This window comes from Halomonas ramblicola, assembly GCF_030409215.1.
In the GTDB taxonomy this organism is placed as follows: Bacteria; Pseudomonadota; Gammaproteobacteria; order Pseudomonadales; family Halomonadaceae; genus Halomonas; species Halomonas ramblicola.
Genome location: NZ_JAUFPL010000032.1, coordinates 221,131 through 242,122 on the forward strand (window position 1 = coordinate 221,131; position 20,992 = coordinate 242,122).

Sequence of the window (20,992 nt, forward strand, 5' to 3'; positions counted from 1 at the left end):
ATGCCCCGCATGGTACACTACCCGCCCCTCTGGATGGATGCGGAGCCCCTCGTGCCCGATACCTCGCCCATCGACTCGCGATGCCCGGCACACTGGCTCCCCCTGGCGGCGGCACGCCCCGCCATGAGCCCCGCCTGGCGGCACTGGGTCGGCTCCCGGGACTCCCTGACCCACCGCCTCACCGAGGCAGGCCGGCCACGCTGCTTCCGGGTGCGCCTGCTCGACCAGCGCCTCGGTACTCCGCGTCGCGACGAGGCCCTGGCACTCGGCATCCCGCCGGACCAGCGCGCCTGGCTACGCGAGGTGGCCCTCTGCCTGGACGCGCGTCCCTGGGTGCTGGCCCGCTCGGTGGCCCCCCTGGACGGCCTGCCGGCCCACGAGCTGGCGCAGCTTGGCGAGCGCTCGCTGGGCAGCTGGCTGTTCCGCCAGCCGGACCTGGAGCGCGGCGCCATCGAGGTGACCCGCGACCCGGCCGGCTTCCATGCCGCCCGCGGGCCCTGGGGACGGCGCTCGGTGTTCCGCCACGGCGGCTTCCGGGTGCTGGTCCAGGAGTGGTTCCTGGAGGCCATGGCGGATGACCTCGGCCTGCCTTCACGCTAGGCTCTGGGGTTCCCGATGCCGAGGGGCGCCGGGGATACGCCGAAGAGGAGGTCCTACGCCAGGGGTGAGGAGCATTGCTCCGAACGGGCTGGCCATGGATGGCCAGCACCGGCCCTGCAAGCGAAGCAGGACGCGAGAGCGAAGCAGAGCGTCGGTAGCGCCCAGGGAAGGGTTCACAGCGCCTCCTCGAAGGCGTGTCGCCGGAACAGCCCCGTCCAGCGCATCTGCAAAACGCAACCTGCCACGAGCGAGGTAGAGATGGACCGATCCCTGATGCGCCCCACGGGGCTCGCCCGGGTACCCGACTTCCTGCAGCTGATGCGCCTGGATCGCCCCATCGGCACCTGGCTGTTGATGTGGCCGACCCTGTGGGCGTTGTGGGTGGCCGCCGAGGGGCTGCCCAGTCGCAAGCTCCTGCTGATCTTCGTCGCCGGGGTCTACGCGATGCGCGCCGCCGGCTGCGTGATCAACGACTACGCCGACCGCCACTTCGACGGCCACGTCAAGCGTACCCGAAGCCGCCCCCTGGCCACCGGGCGGATCGGTGAGGGCGAGGCCCAGGCGCTGTTCCTGCTGCTGGTGATGACCGCCTTCGTGCTGGTGCTGTTCACCAATCCCTTCACCGTGCTGCTCTCGGTGGGCGGGGTGATCCTGGCGGCCATCTACCCCTTCATGAAGCGCTATACCCACCTGCCCCAGCTGTTCCTGGGCGCCGCCTTCTCCTGGGCGATCCCCATGGCCTTCGGCGCGGTGCTGGGGCATGTGCCCCTCGAGGCCTGGCTGCTGTTCGCCGCCAACCTCGCCTGGACGGTGGCCTACGACACCGAATATGCCATGGTCGATCGCGACGACGACCTGCGGATCGGCATCAAGTCCACGGCGGTGCTGTTCGGCCGCGCCGACCGACTGATGATCGGCCTGCTGCAGGGCCTGACCCTGCTGCTGCTGGCCTGGGCCGGGGCTCGTCTGGCGCTCTCCGGCTTCTTCTGGCTGGGGCTGGCGGCCATGGCCGCCACCTTCGTCCACCAGCAGCGGTTGATCCGCAGCCGCGAGCGCGACCCCTGCTTCCGCGCCTTCCTCAACAACCACTGGTCGGGCCTGCTGGTGTTCGCCGGCATCGCCCTGAGCCTGTGGCCGGGCGCAGGAACGTAATGTGAAGCAAGGGGCGCTGGGGGCAAGCCGAAGAGGAGACCAGCCCCGTGCAGGATCGCCTGTTCGAGCAAGGCGCCCCTGTCATCCCAGTGTCATAATGACGTGGTGTGATCGTCATCGACCCGTCACTGTCCCCGAGGCTTCCGGATGACCGCCAAGACCGTTCTGATCGTCGATGATGAGGCGTCGATCCGCGAGATGATCGCGGTGGCGCTGGAGATGGCCGACTATCGCGTCCTCGAGGCGGACAACGCCCAGGCCGCCCACGCCATGGTGGTCGACCACCAACCCGACCTGTTGCTGCTCGACTGGATGATGCCGGGCACCAGCGGCATCGAGCTGGCGCGTCGGCTCAAGCGCGAGGAGATCACCGCCGAGTTGCCGATCATCATGCTCACCGCCAAGGGCGAGGAGGACAACAAGATCCAGGGGCTGGAGGCCGGCGCCGACGACTACATCACCAAGCCCTTCTCGCCGCGGGAGCTGGTGGCGCGCCTCAAGGCCGTGCTGCGCCGCACCACACCGCGGGGCGTGGAGGATCCGGTGGAGGTGGACGGCCTGTGCCTCGACCCGGTGAGCCACCGCGTCAGCGTCGACGGCCAGGCGCTGGAGATGGGCCCCACCGAGTACCGCCTGCTGCAGTTCTTCATGACCCACCAGGAGCGCGCCTACACCCGCAGCCAACTGCTCGACCAGGTGTGGGGCGGCAACGTCTACGTGGAGGAACGCACCGTGGACGTGCACATCCGTCGGCTGCGCAAGGCACTGGGCGGTCGCCACCAGCACCTGGTGCAAACCGTGCGCGGTACCGGCTACCGGTTCTCCGCCAAGGGTTGACGTGAGCCTCTGGCGACGCGAACTCTGGCGACTCGCCCTGCTGGCCGGCCTGGGCCTGTTGGTGGGCTGGCCCCTCGGATACGCGGCGCCAGGCCTGGCCCTCGGCCTGGCCCTGTGCCTGGGCTACCACCTCCACCAGCTGCGCACCCTGCACCGCTGGCTCACCCACGACTCCCAGTCCGAACCGCCCGCCGCCGCCGGCCTGTGGGGCGACCTGCTGGATCGCCTCTACCGCTACCAGAAGGGCCAGCGCATCACCCAGCGGCGCCTGCTGGGCATCCTCAAGCGCATCCAGGAGTCCTCCGAGGCGATGCGCGACAGCGTGGTGATGCTCGACCGCCACGGCGACATGGAGTGGTGGAACAGCGCCGCCGAGAGCATGCTGGGCCTCCAGGCGGCCCACGATCGCGGCCATCACATCACCAACCTGATCCGCGACCCGCGCTTCGTCGACTACTTCCATCGCCGCGACTACCGCGAGCCCCTGACCCTGCCCTCGCCCATCGACGAGCGCATGATGCTGCAGTTCCAGATCACCCTCTACGGCGACGACGAACGCCTGGTGATGGCCCGCGACATCACCCGGCTGCACCGCCTGGAGGAGATGCGTCGCGACTTCGTGGCCAACGTCTCCCATGAGCTGCGCACGCCCCTCACGGTGCTGGCCGGCTACCTGGAGACCTACGCCACCTACGCCGACCAGCTGCCGTCGCGCTTCGCCCGCGGGCTCGACCGGATGCAGGAGCAGACCACCCGCATGCAGAACCTGGTCAACGACCTGCTGCTGCTGTCGCGGCTGGAGACCGACCGGGGCGGTGCCGACCATGCCCCCCTGGCCATGCCACCGCTGCTCGAGAGCGTGAGGCGCGACGCCGAGGCGCTCTCCGCCGGGCGCCAGACGATCGGCGTGGAGGTCGAGGAGGCGGTAGGCCTCACCGGCAGCGAGCAGGAGATCCGCAGCGCGCTGTCCAACCTGGCCTTCAATGCGGTGCGCTACACGCCCGAGGGGAGCCACATCATGCTGCGCTGGGCGGCCCACCCCGAGGGCGCCTGCCTGGAGGTGGCCGACGACGGCGAGGGCATCGACCCGGTGCACATCCCCCGCCTCACCGAACGCTTCTATCGGGTGGACAAGGGGCGCAGCGCCGCCACCGGCGGCACCGGCCTGGGCCTGGCCATCGTCAAGCACGTGCTGCTGCGCCACGACGCCCGGCTGGAGATCGACTCCCGGCCCCGCCAGGGCGCCACCTTCCGCTGCATCTTTCCCGAGGCTCGCCTCGCCCCGGTCGCCGCGACCCCGCCGACCGAAACGGCCGGAGATGGCTCCTAGCGCCAGGGATGCCTAGTGAGAATGATGGGCGTCGGCCGCCTCGCCGCCGTCCTCGGCTCCCTGCACCCAGACCTCGACGGTGATCTCGCCGCGCTCGGCGAACTCCAGGGTCAGCGGGAAGCGGTCCCCCTCGGAGAGAGGCGCCACCAGCTCCAACAGCATCAGGTGATGGCCGCCACCGGGGCGCATGGTCTGGGTGGTGCCGGCCGCCACCTCGATGCGCTCGACCCGACGCATCTGCATGACGCCGTCATCCATGGCCATGTCATGCATCTCGACGCTGCCGCTGGCCGGGCTGCTGGCGCCCACCAGCACGGCGGGATCGTCCCCCTCCACCTGGATGTCCAGGTAGGCCGCCGCATGGGGCACGCTGGGCGGTGCCGGCACGGCGAAGGGATGGGCGATCCGCACGTCCTCCAGCCGGTAGTCGTGGGCCAGGGCCACGGTGGGTATCGTCAGGGCGGCGGCCAGCAGCCGGGAAGCGATCACGCGCATCATGCACAGGTCCTTGTCTCGGTTGGGTTTTCCTGAGCATAGCAGGTCGCCCCGGGGACGCCCCTCAACGCGGCGAAAGGTCGCGCAGATGGCGATAGTGGCGGTCCCACAGCAGCACCCCGCCGGCCACGGCACCGGGCAGCAGGAAGAGGTTGGCCAGGGGAATCCAGGTGATCAGGGTCACCCCGCCGCCGTAGGTCAGCGTCGGCCACCAGCGCGCCGCCAGGCGGCGACGCATGTCGGCGAAGCTCACCTTGTTGTTGTCCATGGGGTAGTCCAGGTAGGTGATGGCCATCATCCAGGCCGAGAACAGCGCCCAGAGCAGCGGGGCCAGCAGGTTGACCACCGGGATCCAGCTGATCGCGAAGAGCAGCGCCATGCGCGGCAGGATGTAGGCGAGCTTGACCAGCTCGCGGCCCAGGGCATCCACGGCGGTCTTCGCCAGGCCGCGGTCGTCCAGCGGCACCCGCCCCGTGGCCGCCACCTCCACCTTCTCCGCCAGGAAACCGTAGAAGGGCGCGGCGATCAGGTGGGTCACCAGGGTGAAGGTGAAGAACACCACCAGCACCAGGCTGACCACGAACAGCGGCCAGATCAGCCACTCCAGCCAGGCGAGCCAGGCCGGCACCATGGCCATCCAGCCCTCCAGCCAGCCGCCGAAGTGGGCCAGCACATACCAGAGCATGGCGGCATAGACCAGCAGGTTGATGGCGATCGGCACGAAGACGTAGCGGCGCAGGCCGGGACCGTAGGCCAGGCGGGTGCCGCGGGCCAGGGCCGTGAAGGCATCGAGCATGATGTTTCCTTGCAGGGACACTCACGAAGACACCACTGTCCTTCGGCTATTGCCGCGGTTCGAGGCGAGAGGCCCCGGGGACAGGTCGTAGAGGGGGTCCTACGCCAGGGATGGCGTCGGTAGCGCCCAGGGAGGGGTTAACAGCGCCCCCTCGTAGACCTGTCGCCGGGAAAGCCTCGAGCGATGCATCTCGATAGGCCTCGGCAGTGGCCCGCGCTATTGACGACGAATCGCCGCCTGCGGTCAACCCTTGTGGGTGATCACCTGCTCGTCCAGGTCGTCCGGGTCGGTATGCCGGATGTCCATGCCCTTGACCAGGTAGACCACGTACTCGGCGAGGTTGTTGGCGTGGTCGCCGATGCGCTCCAGGGCGCGCAGGATCCACATCAGGCTGAGCACCGGGGAGATCGAGCGGGCGTCCTCCATCATGAAGGTCATCAGCGAGCGCATGGCACTCTGGTACTCGTTGTCGACCTCCTCGTCCTCGTGGACCAGCTTCAGCGCCAGCTCGGTATCGAAGCGGGCGAAGGAGGTCAGGGCGTCGCGCACCATGCGCCGCACGTGCTCGCTGATCATGCGCACCTCGACGAAGCCGCGGCTACCGTTGTCGGCGTCGATCAGCTCACAGGCGTTGCGCGCGATCTTGCTCGCCTCGTCGCCGATGCGCTCCAGGTCGGAGGCGGCGCGAATCACCGCCAGCACCAGGCGCAGGTCGGAGGCGGTGGGCTGACGGCGCGCCAGCACCTGGGTGCACTCCTCGTCGATCTTGATCTGCATGTCGTTGACGGCCCGGTCGTTGTCGACCACCTGGCGGCCCAGGGCCGAGTCGCTCTCGAGCAGGGCGGCCACGGCGTCCTGGACCTGCTTCTCGACCAGGCCGCCCATCGCCATCAGGTGGGTCTTGAGCTCCTCGAGCTCCTGGTTGAACTGCCGGGAAATGTGCTGGCTGTGGATGTCGCTGGTGATGTCCATGGGACTCTCCTTGGGGCCGGACCGCTCAGGTCATGCGCCCGGTGATGTAGTTCTCGGTGCGCCGCAGGCGCGGATTGGTGAACAGCGTCTGGGTGGGGCCGTACTCCACCAGTTCTCCCTGCTGCAGGAAGGCGGTGTAGTCGGAGACCCGCGCCGCCTGCTGCATGTTGTGGGTGACCAGGACCAGGCTGAGCCGCGACTTGAGGTTGCGGATCAGCTCCTCGATCTTCAGCGTCGAGATGGGATCCAGCGCCGAGGCCGGCTCGTCGAGCAGCAACACTTCGGGCTGTACCGCCAGGGTGCGGGCGATCACCAGGCGCTGCTGCTGACCACCGGAGAGCGTCCAGGCCGACGCCCCGAGGCGCTCCTTCACCTCCTCCCAGAGCGCCGCCGAACGCAGGGCCCACTCGATGACGTCGTCCCTCTGGCGCTTGCGCATGCCGCCCTGCAGGCGCAGCCCGAAGGCCACGTTGTCGTAGATCGACATGGGGAAGGGGTTGGGTGCCTGGAACACCATGCCCACCCGCCGACGCAACTCGGCCACGTCCACCTCCGGCGCCTGGATGTCCTGGCCCTCCAGGCGGATGCTGCCCTCGCGGACCACCTCCTCGTTGAGGTCGTGGAGCCGGTTGAGGGCGCGCAGCAGGGTCGACTTGCCGCAGCCCGAGGGCCCGATAAAGGCCGTCACGCGGTGGCGCGGCACGCGCAGGGTCAGATCGCGCAGCGCCGGCTTCTCGCCGTAGGCGAGGCTCAGCCCCTCGATCTCCAGGCAGCAGGTCGATCGCTCGAAGTCGAGGATCGGACCGTCGGACAGCGCATGCGGCGACGAAAACACGGACACGAAACAGGCTCTCCCCGGCACCGCCGCTAGTGGCGCGGCAGCGCCCCATGACGCGCCCTCAGATGATGGCGCAGGAATATTGCAGTCAGGTTAAGCACCAGGATCACCAGCACCAGCAGCAGCGCCGTGGCGTAGACCAGCGGCATGGCGGCCTGGACATCGCCGCCGTGAAAGGCCAGGTCATAGATATGGTAGCCCAGGTGCATGAACTTCCGGTCGAGATGCAGGTAGGGGAAGTCACCGTCCACCGGCACCTGGGGCGCCAGCTTGGCCACCCCCACCAGCATCAACGGCGCCACTTCCCCGGCGGCCCGGGCGACGGCCAGGATCATCCCGGTGAGCATGGCCGGCGCGGTCATCGGCAGCACCACCCGGGTGAGCATCTCCACCCGGGTGGCGCCCAGCGCCAGGGCCCCCTCGCGCTGATGGTCCGGCACCCGGGCGAGCCCCTCCTCGGTGGCCACGATCACCACCGGCAGGGTGAGCAGCGCCAGGGTCAGGGAGGCCCACAGCAGGCCCCCGGTGCCGAAGGTGGGCGAGGGCAGCGACTCGGCGAAGAACCACTCGTCCAGGGTGCCGCCTATGCCATAGACGAAGACGCCGAGCCCGAACACCCCATAGACGATGGAGGGCACCCCGGCCAGGTTGCGCACCGCGATGCGCACCAGGTGCGTGAAGCGTCCCTGGTGGGCCACCTCGTTGAGGTAGATCCCCGCCAGCACGCCGAAGGGGGTCACCACCACCGACATCAGCAGCACCATCAGCACGGTACCAAAGATCGCCGGCCAGACCCCGCCGGCGCTATTGGCGGCCCGCGGCCCTTCCGAGAGGAAGCGCCAGACCTCCCGCCCCCAGGTGGCGAGCTTGTCGACGGGCGACATGGCATTGGGCCGCAGGGCGCGCAGCACCTCCTCCAGGGGCTGGGTCAGGCGACGCCCATCGACGCTCTCCAGTACCAGGGTATCGCCGGCCATGTCCGCCTGCAGCTCGCGGATCCGTGCGTTGGCCCGGGCCAGCTCGGCCTCGGCCGCGGCATCGGGACCGCGCTCCAGGCGCCGTACCAGGGGCGTCACCACCGCCTCGCGCAGGCGGTCGCGCTCGCCGCGCAGGGCCTCGAGCTCCGCCAGCCGCGCCTGCAGGGCGGGCCAGGCGGCCTGCCCCTCGCGGCGGCCCGCCTCGCCCTCCAGGGCCACCAGGCGCCCCAGGAAGGCCCCCCAGCGGCGGCGTTCCAGCACCACCAGTTCCTCGGGGAAGGCCCGCGAGGCGATCTCGGCCACCGGCACCCAGGTCCAGATATCGCCGGCGAGGTCGCGGTTGCCGGTGAAGTAGAGCCGCTCGCGGGCCTCGCCGCCCGGAACGCTCTCCTCGTGGACGGCGCGGCCGGCCAGCCGCTGGCCATCCTCGAGGGTCACCAGGGCCAGCGGCGCGGGCCAGAAGTGACCCAGGCCGCGCACCGCCAGCAGCGTCAGCAGGGCCAGCAGCAGCAGCAGCGACAGCGCCACGCTGCCGGCGGCCAGCCAGGGCCAGGGGCCCTCGCTACGCCCCACTCGACCCGCCATGCGGCTCACGCCGTGCCCTCCAGGCGGCGGTAGCGATGCCGCAGGCGGGTGCGCACCAGCTCGGCCAGGGTATTGACCAGGAAGGTGAAGGCGAACAAGGCCAGCGCCGCCAGGATCAGCAGCCGATAGTGGGTGCCTCCCGCCGCGGCCTCGGGTAGCTCGATGGCGATGGTGGCCGACATGGAACGCAGCCCCTCCAGGGGGTTGAGGGTCATCAGGGCGGTGTTGCCGCTGGCCATCAGCACGATCATCGTCTCGCCCACCGCCCGGCCGGCGCCGATCATCACCGCGCTGAAGATGCCCGGCGAGGCCGCCGGCAGCACCACCCTGCACAGCGTCTGCCAGCGGGTCGCGCCCAGCGCCTGGGCACCCTCGCCGAGGCTGCCGGGCACCCCGCTCAGGGCGTCCTCGGCCAGTGCATAGATGCCGGGGATCACCGCGAACCCCATGGCGATGCCGACGATCATGGCGTTGCGCGCGGCATAGTCGAGCCCCAAGGTGGCCTCCAGCCAGCCGCGCAGGTCGCCGGCGAAGAGCGCTTCCTCCAGCCATGGCGAGCCCCACAGCACCAGCGCCGCCAGCGCCGCCAGCCAGGGCATCAGCCAGATCCCCGCCCAGCCCGGCGCCAGCCGGCGCCGCAGCCGGGCCGGCAGGGTCGTCCTCAGCCCGCCGGCCAGCAGGATTCCCGCCGGCAGGATCACCGGCAGCGCCAGGGCGCCGGCCAGGTGGCGCTCCACGTAGGGTGCCAGTACCAGGCCGGCGACGAAGCCGATCACCACCCCGGGCATCGCCTCCATCAATTCCAGGGTCGGCTTGAGGCGGGCGCGCAGTCGGCGCGGCATGTACAGCGCCGAGTGGATGGCGGCCCCCAGGGCCAGGGGCACGGCGAACAGCAGCGCCCAGCAGGCCGCCTTCAGGGTCCCCCAGGCCAGCGGCGCCATGCCATAGTGGGCGGGCTCTCCCGGGGCGAGCGGTTCGGGCTGCCAGCGATGCTGGGGCAGGGCATGGCCTTCCACGGATTGCGGCAGCCATAGCCCCCGCCAGTCGATGCCGTGGCGCGACTCCAGGAACAGCGGCACCACCTCCACGGCGAGGAAGACCCCGATGGCCAGCACCGCCGCCACCACGCCGACGCCGCCCGCGGAGATCAGCAGGGTCGCCAGGCGATCACGGCCGTGGCGCCAGCGCTGGCGCCCGGGATCCGGCCTTGGGGGAAGGGGGTCGATCATCACCTTTCCACTCTACGACACTGGGATGACAATTGCGTGACAGCTCACTCGGCGGACGGCAACGCCTCGAGCCAGCGTCGCTGGCGTTCGAGCCGCGCCTCGGGCAGGGTGACGAAGCCCAGCTCCTCGACCACCGACTGCCCCTCGGCGGAGAACACCTGCTCGAGGAAGGCGCGCTCCGGGCCGGGCAGACCACCGCCGGGCGGCAGGTTGACGTAGAGGTAGAGGGTCCGCGACAGCGGGTAGTCGCTACTGCGCACCGCCTCGGGCGTGGGTGCCTGGAGTTCGCCTTCTGCGTCGCGGCGCTTCACCGCCTTGACGCTGGGGGTCAGGTGGTTGAGGCCGGCATAGCCGATGGCCGAGGGCTCGGCGGCCACCGCCGCCACCGTGGCCGCCGAACCGGGATGTTCGTTGAGGCGCAACCGGAAGCTGCCGCCGCACAGGGCCTGCTGGCGGAAGAGGTCATGGGTCCCCGAGGCGACGTTGCGACCATGGAGCACGATGCGATCCCCGGGCAGCTCGACGCCGAGTTGCGACCAGCGGTCGATGGGCGCCTCGGCGCCACAGCGGCGGGTATCGGAGAAGATCGCGTCCAGCTCGGCCGGGCTCAGGCCGTCGAGGGGGTTATGGCGATGCACGATCACCACCAGGGCGTCCCGGGCCAGTGCCAGCTCCACGGGAGGGTAGCCATGGCGCGCCTCGAAGGCATCGCGCTCGGCCTCGTACATTGGCCGCGACATGGGCCCCAGGCGGGTGGTGCCGGCGGTCAGGGCCGGCGGGGCGCTGGCCGAGCCGCTGGCCTGCAGCTGCAGGCGCACCCCGGGGTGGTGCTCGGCGAGCTGTTCCCCCCAGCGCAACATCAGCCCCGCCAGGGTATCGGAGCCCACCGCCCCCAGGGTGCCGGCCACCTCGTCCGCCGGCAGCCTGGCGGCGACCAGCGAGATCACCAGCCCCAGCAGCAGCGCCAGCCACTGCCTCCCTGTCCCCTTGCCCGTTCGGCGCATGCGTTTCCCCGATCGCTTATCGTACGGGCTGGTGGGGGAACGCGCCCGGGTTTACCATGGCCCGCATTCCCCTGTTCGCCCTTTCCTCTCGTGGCGCCACAATAACAAGCCAGGAAGATGACGCTCACATGACAGACCTTGACGACATCCCCCGCCCGCAGGGTCAATTGACCCTCAAGCTGTTGGCGACCCGCCAGGATACCAACCTCCACGGCGACATCGCCGGCGGCTGGCTGGTCGCCCACATGGACCAGGCCGCCGAGCTGGCCGCCGGCCGCGAGGCACGCGGCCGCACCGCCACCGTGGCCATCGAGGCCATGGACTTCCTCTGCCCGGTACGGGTCGGCTCGGAGGTCAACGTCTTCACCGAGGTACGCGAGATCGGCCACAGTTCGGTGAAGATCGACGTGGAGGTATGGATCCGCCAGCCCCAGGAGCGCGCCCCCGACGAGCTCCACAAGGTCACCGAGGCGCGCTTCGTGATGGTGGCCATGGACGACAAGGGGCGCATCCGCGCGGTCCGCTCCTGATGCCTCACCGGGCTCGGTTCCGGGACGCTCAGGCGCCGACCGCTTCCCGGGCCTTCAGGTAGGCGAACTCGCCGACGTCGCTGAAGGGACGCACCAGCTTCTGGAAGGCGACATAGGAGTCGTAGACCCGCTTCGACTCGGGGTCGTCGTCGACCTGTTCGGCGATCACTTCCTGCGACGCCTGGTAGAGGGCCGTCATGACATCCTCCGGGAAGGTGCGCAGCTGGACGCCGTGCTCGTCGACCAGGGTCTCCAGGGCCTCGGCATTGCGATAGGCGAACTCGCTGATCATCGCCAGGTTGGAGGCACGCGCCGCCTCGCTGACCACCGCCTTGAGATCGTCCGGCAGCGCCTGCCAGGCCTCCAGGTTGACGGTCCCCTCGAGGATGGCGCTGGGCTCGTTCCAGGCCGAGGTGTAGTAGTAGTCGGCCACCTGGTGCAGGCCGAAGGCCAGGTCGTTGTAGGGTCCGACCCAGTCGGCGGCGTCCAGCACGCCGGTCTGCATGGAGGTGAAGATCTCGCCCCCCGGCATGTTGACGGTGGTCACCCCGATGCGGTTCATGGCCTCGCCGGCCAGGCCCGGCAGGCGCAGCTTCAGGCCCTGCATGTCCTCCAGGGAGTCGATCTCCTGCTTGAACCAGCCGGCCATCTGGGTGCCGGTGTTGCCCACCGGGAAGGGCTTGAGGTTGTGCGCGGCATAGACCTCGTCCCACAGTTCCTGGCCGCCGCCGTGATAGAGCCAGGCATTGGTCTCGGTGGTGTTCATGCCGAAGGGCACGGCGGTGAAGAACTGCGCCGCTGCCACCTTGCCCCTCCAGTAGTAGGAGGCCGAATGCCCCATCTCGGCGGTGCCGGCGGAGACGGCATCGAAGACCTCCAGGGCCGGGACCAGCTCGCCGGCGCCATGCACGCGGATGCGCATGCGGCCGCCGGACATCTGCTCGATGCGCCGGGCGAAGTCGCTGGCACCGGTGCCCAGCGCCGGGAAGTTCTGGGGCCAGGAGGTGACCATGTTCCAGGTGATGGTGTCCTGGGCCTTGGCGGTGGAGACGAAGGGCGCGGCAGTGACACCGGCGGCGCCGGCCCCCAGGGTCTTCAGGCTGTTCTTCAGAAAGAGACGGCGTTGCATGCGGGCATGACTCCGAACGGATTATTCTGGTGATGCGCCTGGGAGCCTGTCGGACTCGACGCCGATCCACGACGCAACCCGCCCTTGGGGCCGGATCCGCCAGGCTCCCGACGGCGCGGCGTGTCCGCCAGGAGTATGCGTCAGCGGCGATGGAGCCGGCAAGATCCCGCATCTTACGTAAAGGTCAGAGCCAGCCGCTTCCTCACAGCGGGGTCAGCTTGGCGAAGCCGAGTACCAGCCACTTGTCCCCCTCGCCCTCGAAGCTGACCTGGATCCGCGCCCGAGCGCCCTCCCCCTCGGCGTTGAGGATCACCCCCTCGCCGAACACCGGGTGGCTGACCCGCTGACCCAGGGAGAGCGAGGGCAGCTCGGCGCCGCCGTTCACCTCGGTCTGGCGCAGCCCCGCCGGCCGGCCGGCGGTCACCGGCCGCGAGATCTGGCCGCGCAGCCGCACCTCCTCGAGGAACTCCTCGGGGATCTCGCGCAGGAAGCGCGAGGGGCGCTGGAAGGTCTCCTTGCCGTGCAGGCGACGGATCTCGGCGTGGGTCAGGTAGAGCTTGCGCATGGCGCGGGTCAGCCCCACGTAGCACAGGCGTCGCTCCTCCTCGAGGCGGCCCGGCTCCTCCACCGACATGCGGTGGGGGAAGAGCCCCTCCTCCACGCCGGCGATGAACACCACCGGGAACTCCAGCCCCTTGGCGGAGTGCAGGGTCATCAGCTGCACGCTGTCCTCGAACTCGTCGGCCTCGTGCTCGCCGGCATTGAGCGCCGCCTCGGAGAGGAAGGCCTCCAGGGCCACGGCGCCCTCGCCGGCCTCGGGCGGGTCGAGGGCCTCGCCTTGGGTGAAGGCGCGGGCCGCGGTGACCAGCTCCGCCAGGTTCTCGACCCGCGCCTGGCCCTTCTCTCCCCGCTCGCTGCGGTGGTGCTCCACCAGCCCGGAGCGCTCGATGACGTGATCGATGATCTCGTGCAGCGCCAGCGCCGCGGTGTCGTCGTCGAGGCGCTCGACCAGGTCGGCGAAGGCCTGGACGGCGTTGCCGGCACGCCCCCTGAGCAGGCCGTCGGCCAGGCCGTCGTGCAGCGCCTGCCACAGCGAGACGCCGGTCTCCCGGGCCCGGGTGCGCAGCAGTTCCACGGTACGGGTGCCGATGCCCCGGGCCGGCACATTGATCACCCGCTCCAGGGAGGCGTCGTCGTCGCGATTGAGCAGCAGGCGCAGGTAGGCCAGGGCATTCTTGATCTCGAGGCGCTCGTAGAAACGCTGACCGCCATAGATGCGGTAGGGCATGCCCTGGCGGATCAGGCTCTCCTCGATCACCCGCGACTGGGCGTTGGAGCGGTAGAGGATGGCGACCTCGCGACGGTTGAGGCCCTCGTCGACCTTCTCCTTGATGGTATCGACGATAAAGCGCGCTTCATCCAGGTCGTTGAAGCCGCTGTACACCGAGATCGGCTCGCCTCGCTCGCCGGCGGTCCACAGCGTCTTGCCCAGGCGCTCGGCGTTGTGGTCGATCAGGGCATTGGCGGCCTCGAGGATGGCGCTGGTGGAGCGGTAGTTCTGCTCCAGCCGGATGGTCCGGGTCGCGGAGAACTCTTTCTCGAAGCGGCGGAGGTTCTCGACCCGGGCGCCGCGCCAGCCGTAGATCGACTGGTCGTCGTCACCGACCACCGTCAGCGGCGTGCGCATGCCGGTGAGCAGTTTGAGCCAGGCGTACTGCAGGGTATTGGTGTCCTGGAACTCGTCCACCAGCACATGGGCGAAGCGCTCGCGGTAGTGGGCCAGCAATGCCGGATTGTCGCGCAGCAGCTCCAGGCTCCTGAGCAGCAGCTCGCCGAAGTCCACCAGGCCGCCGCGCTCGCAGGTCAGCTGGTAGCGCTCGTAGAGCTCGACCATCTGGCCCAGGTAGGCATCGCCGTGGACCTCCACCTGGTGGGGCCGCAGCCCCTCCTCCTTGCAGCCCGAGATGAACGACTGCACCTGGCGCGGCGGGAAGCGCTCGTCATCGATGTCGTTGTCGCGGATCAGGCGCTTGACCAGGCGCAGCTGGTCGTCGCTGTCGATGATCTGGAAGTGCTGGGGCAGGCGGGCGTCCTGCCAGTGGGTGCGCAGCAGGCGGTGGGCGATGGAGTGGAAGGTGCCCACCCAGACATGGCGCAGCGACAGGCCCAGCAGCGCCTCCAGGCGAGTGCGCATCTCGCGGGCCGCCTTGTTGGTGAAGGTCACGGCCAGCACCGCGTAGGGGGAGAGCCCCTCGGCCTGCATCAGCCAGGCGATGCGATGCACCAGCACCCGGGTCTTGCCGGAGCCGGCGCCGGCCAGCACCAGCATGTTGCCCTGGGGCGCGCTGACCGCCTCGCGCTGGGCGGTGTTCAGGTGGTCGAGGATCGCCGTGACGTCGTCCATGGGGAAGGCATCGCTGCTCGGAAAATGGGCCGATAGCTTACCATATCGCGCCCGGCGAAGCCGGCAGCTCCCCGCAGGGCTATTCGCATCTAGCAGCACCGCTCGAGGCTATTCCGGTGACAGGTCTACGAGGGGGCGCTGTAACCCCCTCCCTGGGCGCTACCGACGCCTTCCCTGGCGTAGGACCCCCTCTACGACCTGTCCCCGGCGCCTCTCGCTATCGGCAACTGCAATTGCCCTGAATCCCCCGGCGAAGCTCGGACCCTTCCAGCTTCAGGCTAGGGCTCCGATTCGGGGAACCGCAGCGGAGTGAGGCTCTTCTTCACCGACTTGAGCTGTTCGGCCAGCTTGGGACCGCGGGTCTTGGCCACGCCCACCGCCAGCACGTCGATCAGCACCAGGTGCGCGATGCGCGAGCTCATGGGGGTGTAGATCTCGGTGTCCTCGTGGACGTCGATGTAGAGCGGCAGGGTCACCTCGGCGGCCAGCGGCGAACCGCTGGGGCAGAGGCCGATCACCGTGGCCCCCGCCTCGCGGGCCAGGCGCACGCTGGCCACCAACGCCCGGGTGCGGCCGGTCTGGGAGATGGCCACCACCACGTCGCCCTCCTTCAGGGTCACCGCCGACATGTTCTGCATGTGCGGGTCGGCGTAGGCGGCCGTGGAGATCTGCAGGCGGAAGAACTTGTGCTGGGCGTCGAAGGCCACCGCCCCCGAGGCGCCGAAGCCGTAGAACTCCACCCGGTTGGCCATGGCCAGGGCGTTGATCGACTTGCTCAACGCCTCGTTGTCGAGGCGGTCACGCACCGACAGCAGGGTCCCCACGGTGGAGTCGAAGATGCTCTGGGAGAATTCCGCCACCGAATCGCTGTCGTTCATCGAGAACTGGGCGAACTGGCTGCCGCTGGCCAGCATCTGCGCCAGCTTGAGCTTGAAGTCCTGGAAGCCGTTGCAGCCCAGGGCACGGCAGAAGCGCACCACCGTCGGCTCGCTCACCTTGGCCTCCGTGGCCAGGTCGACGATGCGCATGTGGATCACCTCGTCGGGGTTGCGCAGCACGAACCGCGCCACCTTCTGTTCGGAGCGACGGAAGTGCTCCATGCGGCGTCTCATCTCATCGAACAGGGCACGACTCACGCGGGACTCCTTGCTTGCCGGCCACCACGGCTCGGCGCGGCGACGGGTCGATCTGGGGGTTCAGGACCCCAGTATGCCCGAAGGCGGGGGCGGTTGTGCAGCGCAGGATGCCTCGGCGCCTCGGGTGGCGGCTGCGTTGACCGGGCGTGGTGGCCATACACCCATGACGTCATCATTCTGTCAAGTGCGATATAGTAGGAAATGCAGTGTCGCGCAGCGTCCCTGATGCCGGCACCTTCACTGCAGAAGACAGGAGAGTCGATCATGCGCAATGTCGAACGGTTAACTTCCCTGAAGAGTGAGCTCCTCGACATCTTCATGAGCATGGAAGTCGTCGAACACGAGCAACGCTCCCGCACCGCCGCCCAGCGCCACCTGCGCGCTCGCCGCGGCATCGAGCTCCATCGGGAGTTCAAGCGGCTGTCGCGCGATATCGCCGAGTTGCCCGAGGACGAACCGGCCGACGACGAGGTGCACTGAGGCCGGCCCGCCACCGGCGGGCAGAACCACCTCCAGACACGACCGAGCCCCGCCAGGGCGGGGCTCGGGGGAACGTCTCTCGCTTCGTCGGGGCCTACATCAGGCCGGTGACGAACACCAGGATCACGCCGATCGGTGCCACGAAGCGGGACACCAGCTGCCACAGCTGGGCCTGGCCGCCGGACAGGTTCAGTTCGGCCGCCACGCTCTCGCGGTCCAGTCGCCAGGCCACGAAGAGGATGGCCCCCAGGCCGGTGAGCGGCAGCATGATCTTGCTGGTGAGGGTATCCAGCAGGTCGAAGACGTTCAGTCCCAGGATCAGGAAGTCGTCCCAGACGTTGAACGACATCAGCGCCGCGATGCCCAGCGCCCAGACCGCCACGCCGCCGACCAGGGTGACCCCCACGCGGGACAGCGGGGTGCGCTCCTCCAGCAGTTCCACCACCGGTTCGAGCAGCGAGATCGCCGAGGTGAGCGCGGCGAAGGTCAGCAGCAGGAAGAACATCAGGCCGAGGATGGTGCCGCCCGCCATGTTGCCGAAGGCCAGCGGCAGGGTGACGAAGATCAGCCCCGGCCCTTCGCCCGGGCTCAGGCCGTTGGCGAAGACGATGGGGAAGATGGCCAGGCCGGCCAGCAGGGCAATGGCGGTATCCAGGATGATTACCGTGCGGGCGGTACCGATCAGGTTGACGTCCGCGCCCAGGTAGGAGCCGTAGGCCATCATGATGCCCATGCCCAGCGACAGGGTGAAGAAGGCCTGGCCCATGGCGGCCAGCACCACCTCGCCGCTGACGGCGCCCCAGTCGGGGCTGAACATGAAGGCCAGTGCCTCGCCGAAGTAACCGGTGGTCATGCCATAGCCCACCAGCACCAGCATCAGCACCACCAGCGCCGGCATCAGGGTGCGCACGGCACCCTCGAGGCCCTTGGTGACGCCGCGGGCGACGATGAAGATCACCAGCGCCATGAAGGCGGTATGCCACAGGGTCAGCACGGCGGGATTGCCCAGCAGGCCGTTGAAGATCGCGCCGACGCCATCGGCATCCTGGCCGGAGAAGGCCCCGGTCACCGAGCCCAGGGTATAGGAGAGCGACCACCCGCCGATCACGCTGTAGAAGGAGAGGATCAGGAAGGCGGCCAGCACGCCGCTGGCCCCGACCAGCGCCCAGGCCGGCAGCCGGCCGCTCTTGCGTGCCAGTTCGGCCATGGCATTGATCGGGTTCTCCTGGCCGCGGCGGCCGATGAGCCACTCCGCCACCAGGATCGGCAAGCCCACCAGGGCCACGCAGGCCAGGTAGATGAGCACGAAGGCCGCGCCCCCGCTGTCCCCCACCATGTAGGAAAAGCGCCAGATATTGCCCAGCCCCACCGCCGAACCGGTGGCCGCCAGGATGAAGGCCATCTTCGATGACCACTGTGCGTGGGATAGTTTCGACATGATTCACCCTGAGTGTACGTGTCGCCATCGGCCGATCCGGCGCGATGACGGCTTGTGCTTGTCATTGCCACGTCCAGGGCGCCATGGGTCTCACGGCGCCATCCAGAGCATGACAGGATCCAGGCAGGATCGCTGCCGCGTCGCGTGCTCCGCCTCACGGGTCGGTTCCCCCGGGAGAAGGAGACGCCGGCGTGCCCGATATTCGCGAGATCTGCGCGGGATAGGCGCAGGATCCAGTCAAATTCCATGGGTATTGGCACACCGGCCCATAAAACTATCCGATCAAACGCTCGATGGCCAGCCGTTGGGGAGAGTTTTCACCCCCGCCTTTCGGCGTAGGCATCAGCTCGGGAAGAGACTGGCCTGGGCCTCGCCGGGGAAGGCCGGCAAGGGCGGGAGTGAACACTGTTCGGCAAGCCGTGAATGGAGGCGGCGGGCCAGCGCCGGTGCTTGCCGATTGTCCGGGGTATGCACCATCAGGTAAGGGGTTTTCCCCTGTTTTATCCACAGGGCGAGGCGTTCGATCCAGGGCGCGAAATGACGCTCATTGATCTCCCCATCGAAGTGGCCGATGAAGCGCACCATCGGACTCGCCCCCGTGGAAAGCACGTGTAATGGGCGTTTCGGCTTCTCGCTCCGGGCCTTGAGCAGGCCAGGATGGCCGCCGGCCGGTGTCGAGAAGAGCGGCCTCACATCGAGCATCACGCGGTCGACGCCGAGACTTATCAACAATCTGTTGAGGGCGACCTCGGCGCTCCCCTTGTGGAAGAATTCAGCGTGGCGTACCTCCACGGCACAGGGGATCCCCGCCGGCCAGCGGGTCAGCAGGGCTTCCAACCGGGGCAGCTCCTCGCTGCCGAAATCCCGGGGCAGCTGGACCATCATCGGCCCGAGGCGGTCATGCAGGGGCGACAGCGCGTCGAGGAAGGCCTCGAACCCGGTCTCGATCCCCACCAGGCGACGCTCGTGGGTCAGCGAAGCGGGCAGCTTGAAGCAGAAACGGAAGCCCGGTGGCGCCTGGCGGGCCCAGGCCGCCACCGTCTCCGGCCGGGGGACACCGCTGTAGAAGGTGGTATTGCCCTCCACGGCGGAGAACACCCGGGCATACTCCTCGAGCCCGCCTCCGCCGGCGGGGTAGAGGGTGCCGCGCCAGTCGGGGTTGGCCCACATGGCCAGGCCCAGGTGCAGGCGCGGCTCGGCGACGGCGGCGCGCAAATCGATGCCCTACTCCACGGTGACCGACTTGGCCAGGTTGCGCGGCTGATCCACGTCGGTGCCCTTGAGCACCGCCACATGGTAGCTGAGCAATTGCAGCGGCAGGGTGTAGAGGATCGGCGCCAGTGCCTCGTGGACGTGGGGCAGGTGCAGCACGCGGATCCCCTCGGCCTCCTCGATGCCGACCCGCTCGTCGGCGAAGACGAAGAGCTCGCCGCCCCGCGCCCGTACCTCCTGGAGGTTGGACTTGAGCTTGTCGAGCAGTTCGTCGTTGGGCGCCACCGAGATCACCGGCATCTCGCTGTCTACCAGCGCCAGGGGGCCATGCTTGAGCTCGCCGGCCGGATAGGCCTCGGCGTGGATGTAGGAGATCTCCTTGAGCTTGAGCGCGCCCTCCAGGGCGATGGGGAAGTGGGCGCCGCGGCCCAGGAACAGGGCGTGGTGCTTCTCGGCGAAGGCGGTGGAGAGCGCCTCGATCTGCGGGTCCAGCGCCAGCACCCGCTCCACCAGCCGCGGCAGGCCGCGCAGGGCCGCCACCAGCTCGGCCTGGGTCTCCTCCGCGAGGTCCCTGACGCGGCCCAGCGCCAGGGTCAGCAGCATCAGGGCGGTGAGCTGGGTGGTGAAGGCCTTGGTCGACGCCACGCCGATCTCCGGGCCGGCCTGGGTCATCAGGCAGAGGTCGGACTCGCGCACCAGGGAGCTGCCCGGGACGTTGCAGATCGCCAGGCTGGCGAGATACCCGCGTTCCCGGGCGAAGCGCAGCGCCGCCAGGGTATCGGCGGTCTCGCCGGACTGGGAGAGGGTGACGAACAGGGTATCCTCGGGCACCACCACCCGGCGGTAGCGGTACTCGGAGGCCACCTCCACCTGCACCGGCACGCCGGCGAAGCGCTCCAGCCAGTAGCGGGCCACCATGCCGGCATGATAGCTGGTGCCACAGGCGACGATATGCACCTGGCGCACCCGCGAGAACAGCGCCTCGGCCTCGGGGCCGAAGCTCTCCACCAGCGCCGCACGCTCGCCCAGGCGCCCCTCCAGGGCCGCGGCGATCACCGCCGGCTGCTCATGGATCTCCTTGAGCATGAAGTGCCGGTAGTCGCCCTTGCTGGCCGCCCCGTCGCCGTGCTCGAAGGTCTGCACCTCGCGCTTCACCGCCGCGCCCGCGGCATCGAACACCTCGACCCGGCCCCCGGCGGACAGGCGCACCACGTCGCCCTCCTCCAGGTAGACGAAGCGGTCGGTGACCTGCAGCAGCGCCAGGGGATCGGAGCCCAGGAAGGCCTCGCCGATGCCCACGCCCACCACCAGGGGGCTGCCCTTGCGGGCGCCGACGATGGTGCCGGGATCGTCGGCGCTCACCACGGCCAGGGCGTAGGCGCCCTCGAGGCGCGCCAGGGCATGCCGTACGGCGGCCAGCAGGTCGGCATGGCGCCCCCGCTCGCGGGCCACCAGGTGGGCGACCACCTCGGTATCGGTCTCGGAGTCGAAGCGGTAGCCGTCGGCGACCAGTTCGCGACGCAGCGCCTCGTGATTCTCGATGATGCCGTTGTGCACCACCGCCAGGCCCTCGCCGGACTGGTGCGGGTGGGCATTGGTCTCGCTGGGCCGGCCGTGGGTCGCCCAGCGGGTGTGGGCGATCCCGCAGCGCCCGGGCAGCGGCGCGTCGCCCAGGCACTCGGCCAGGGCCGCCACCTTGCCCACCGCGCGGCGGCGCTGGAGCGCCCCCTGGGGCGAGACCACCGCCATGCCGGCGGAGTCGTAGCCGCGATACTCCAGGCGCCTGAGGCCCTCCAGCAGGATGGCTTCCACGTTGCGCTCGGCAACGGCACCGACGATTCCACACAT

The 20,992-nt window shown here is 69.4% G+C and carries 19 protein-coding genes; 6 read left to right on the forward strand and 13 right to left on the reverse strand.

Features of this window, described 5'->3' with window-relative positions; translation table 11 throughout:
* Positions 1–33 precede the first annotated feature (33 nt).
* The 4 genes from QWY80_RS15080 (at position 34) to phoR (ending at position 3,919) form a co-directional block, all read left to right on the forward strand.
* A complete protein-coding gene (locus QWY80_RS15080) occupies positions 34–600 on the forward strand; it encodes a chorismate--pyruvate lyase family protein (protein ID WP_290234168.1) in 567 nt (188 codons plus the stop codon).
* A 258-nt stretch (positions 601–858) separates the two neighbouring features.
* A complete protein-coding gene (ubiA, locus tag QWY80_RS15085; RefSeq protein WP_290233147.1) occupies positions 859–1,752 on the forward strand; it encodes a 4-hydroxybenzoate octaprenyltransferase in 894 nt (297 codons plus the stop codon).
* A gap of 147 nt (positions 1,753–1,899) precedes the next feature.
* The gene (phoB, locus tag QWY80_RS15090; protein ID WP_290233150.1) at positions 1,900–2,589 is read left to right on the forward strand and encodes a phosphate regulon transcriptional regulator PhoB; all 690 of its coding nucleotides are present in this window, start codon (positions 1,900–1,902) and stop codon (positions 2,587–2,589) included.
* A 1-nt stretch (position 2,590) separates the two neighbouring features.
* On the forward strand, positions 2,591–3,919 hold the full coding sequence (gene phoR / locus QWY80_RS15095) for a phosphate regulon sensor histidine kinase PhoR (RefSeq protein WP_290233154.1): 1,329 nt from the start codon (positions 2,591–2,593) through the stop codon (positions 3,917–3,919).
* A gap of 12 nt (positions 3,920–3,931) precedes the next feature.
* Here phoR and QWY80_RS15100 read toward each other — a convergent pair whose 3' ends face one another.
* The 7 genes from QWY80_RS15100 to QWY80_RS15130 form a co-directional block, all read right to left on the reverse strand.
* Positions 3,932–4,417 (reverse strand): copper chaperone PCu(A)C, encoded by a 486-nt coding sequence (locus QWY80_RS15100; RefSeq protein ID WP_290233156.1) that lies wholly within the window; start codon positions 4,415–4,417, stop codon positions 3,932–3,934.
* Positions 4,418–4,478: 61 nt separating this feature from the next.
* Positions 4,479–5,210 carry a sulfate transporter CysZ gene (gene cysZ / locus QWY80_RS15105; RefSeq protein WP_290233159.1) on the reverse strand — a complete coding sequence of 244 codons (732 nt, stop codon included), beginning with the start codon at positions 5,208–5,210 and terminating at the stop codon, positions 4,479–4,481.
* 243 nt (positions 5,211–5,453) lie between these two features.
* On the reverse strand, positions 5,454–6,182 hold the full coding sequence (gene phoU, locus QWY80_RS15110; protein WP_290233162.1) for a phosphate signaling complex protein PhoU: 729 nt from the start codon (positions 6,180–6,182) through the stop codon (positions 5,454–5,456).
* A gap of 25 nt (positions 6,183–6,207) precedes the next feature.
* Positions 6,208–6,981 (reverse strand): phosphate ABC transporter ATP-binding protein PstB, encoded by a 774-nt coding sequence (pstB, locus tag QWY80_RS15115; RefSeq protein ID WP_290234172.1) that lies wholly within the window; start codon positions 6,979–6,981, stop codon positions 6,208–6,210.
* A 68-nt stretch (positions 6,982–7,049) separates the two neighbouring features.
* Positions 7,050–8,582 (reverse strand): phosphate ABC transporter permease PstA, encoded by a 1,533-nt coding sequence (gene pstA, locus QWY80_RS15120; protein ID WP_290234175.1) that lies wholly within the window; start codon positions 8,580–8,582, stop codon positions 7,050–7,052.
* 5 nt (positions 8,583–8,587) lie between these two features.
* Complete coding sequence (locus QWY80_RS15125) at positions 8,588–9,811, reverse strand: ABC transporter permease subunit (protein ID WP_290233165.1); 1,224 nt, start codon at positions 9,809–9,811, stop codon at positions 8,588–8,590.
* A 44-nt stretch (positions 9,812–9,855) separates the two neighbouring features.
* Positions 9,856–10,815, reverse strand: a complete 960-nt coding sequence (locus QWY80_RS15130) for a PstS family phosphate ABC transporter substrate-binding protein (protein ID WP_290233170.1) — start codon at positions 10,813–10,815, stop codon at positions 9,856–9,858.
* 128 nt (positions 10,816–10,943) lie between these two features.
* On the opposite strand from QWY80_RS15130, the gene QWY80_RS15135 reads away from it, so the two are divergent.
* On the forward strand, positions 10,944–11,345 hold the full coding sequence (locus QWY80_RS15135; RefSeq protein WP_290233172.1) for an acyl-CoA thioesterase: 402 nt from the start codon (positions 10,944–10,946) through the stop codon (positions 11,343–11,345).
* A gap of 28 nt (positions 11,346–11,373) precedes the next feature.
* On the opposite strand, the gene QWY80_RS15140 is transcribed toward QWY80_RS15135, so the two are convergent.
* From QWY80_RS15140 to hexR, 3 genes are all read right to left on the reverse strand, one after another.
* Positions 11,374–12,474 carry a TRAP transporter substrate-binding protein gene (locus QWY80_RS15140; RefSeq protein ID WP_290233175.1) on the reverse strand — a complete coding sequence of 367 codons (1,101 nt, stop codon included), beginning with the start codon at positions 12,472–12,474 and terminating at the stop codon, positions 11,374–11,376.
* A 202-nt stretch (positions 12,475–12,676) separates the two neighbouring features.
* Positions 12,677–14,878 carry a DNA helicase II gene (gene uvrD, locus QWY80_RS15145; protein WP_290233179.1) on the reverse strand — a complete coding sequence of 734 codons (2,202 nt, stop codon included), beginning with the start codon at positions 14,876–14,878 and terminating at the stop codon, positions 12,677–12,679.
* Between the two features lie 278 nt (positions 14,879–15,156).
* On the reverse strand, positions 15,157–16,014 hold the full coding sequence (gene hexR / locus QWY80_RS15150; protein WP_290233182.1) for a transcriptional regulator HexR: 858 nt from the start codon (positions 16,012–16,014) through the stop codon (positions 15,157–15,159).
* Between the two features lie 264 nt (positions 16,015–16,278).
* Here hexR and QWY80_RS15155 point away from each other — a divergent pair, with 264 nt between their 5' ends.
* Positions 16,279–16,494: a PA3496 family putative envelope integrity protein gene (locus QWY80_RS15155; protein WP_290233185.1), complete on the forward strand. Its 216-nt coding sequence runs from the start codon at positions 16,279–16,281 to the stop codon at positions 16,492–16,494.
* Positions 16,495–16,588: 94 nt separating this feature from the next.
* Here the strand turns inward: QWY80_RS15155 and QWY80_RS15160 are convergent, their stop codons facing one another.
* The 3 genes from QWY80_RS15160 to glmS form a co-directional block, all read right to left on the reverse strand.
* Complete coding sequence (locus QWY80_RS15160) at positions 16,589–17,932, reverse strand: sodium-dependent transporter (protein ID WP_290233186.1); 1,344 nt, start codon at positions 17,930–17,932, stop codon at positions 16,589–16,591.
* A gap of 342 nt (positions 17,933–18,274) precedes the next feature.
* Positions 18,275–19,147 (reverse strand): DUF72 domain-containing protein, encoded by an 873-nt coding sequence (locus tag QWY80_RS15165; protein WP_494337377.1) that lies wholly within the window; start codon positions 19,145–19,147, stop codon positions 18,275–18,277.
* A gap of 9 nt (positions 19,148–19,156) precedes the next feature.
* A complete protein-coding gene (glmS, locus tag QWY80_RS15170) occupies positions 19,157–20,992 on the reverse strand; it encodes a glutamine--fructose-6-phosphate transaminase (isomerizing) (protein WP_290233188.1) in 1,836 nt (611 codons plus the stop codon).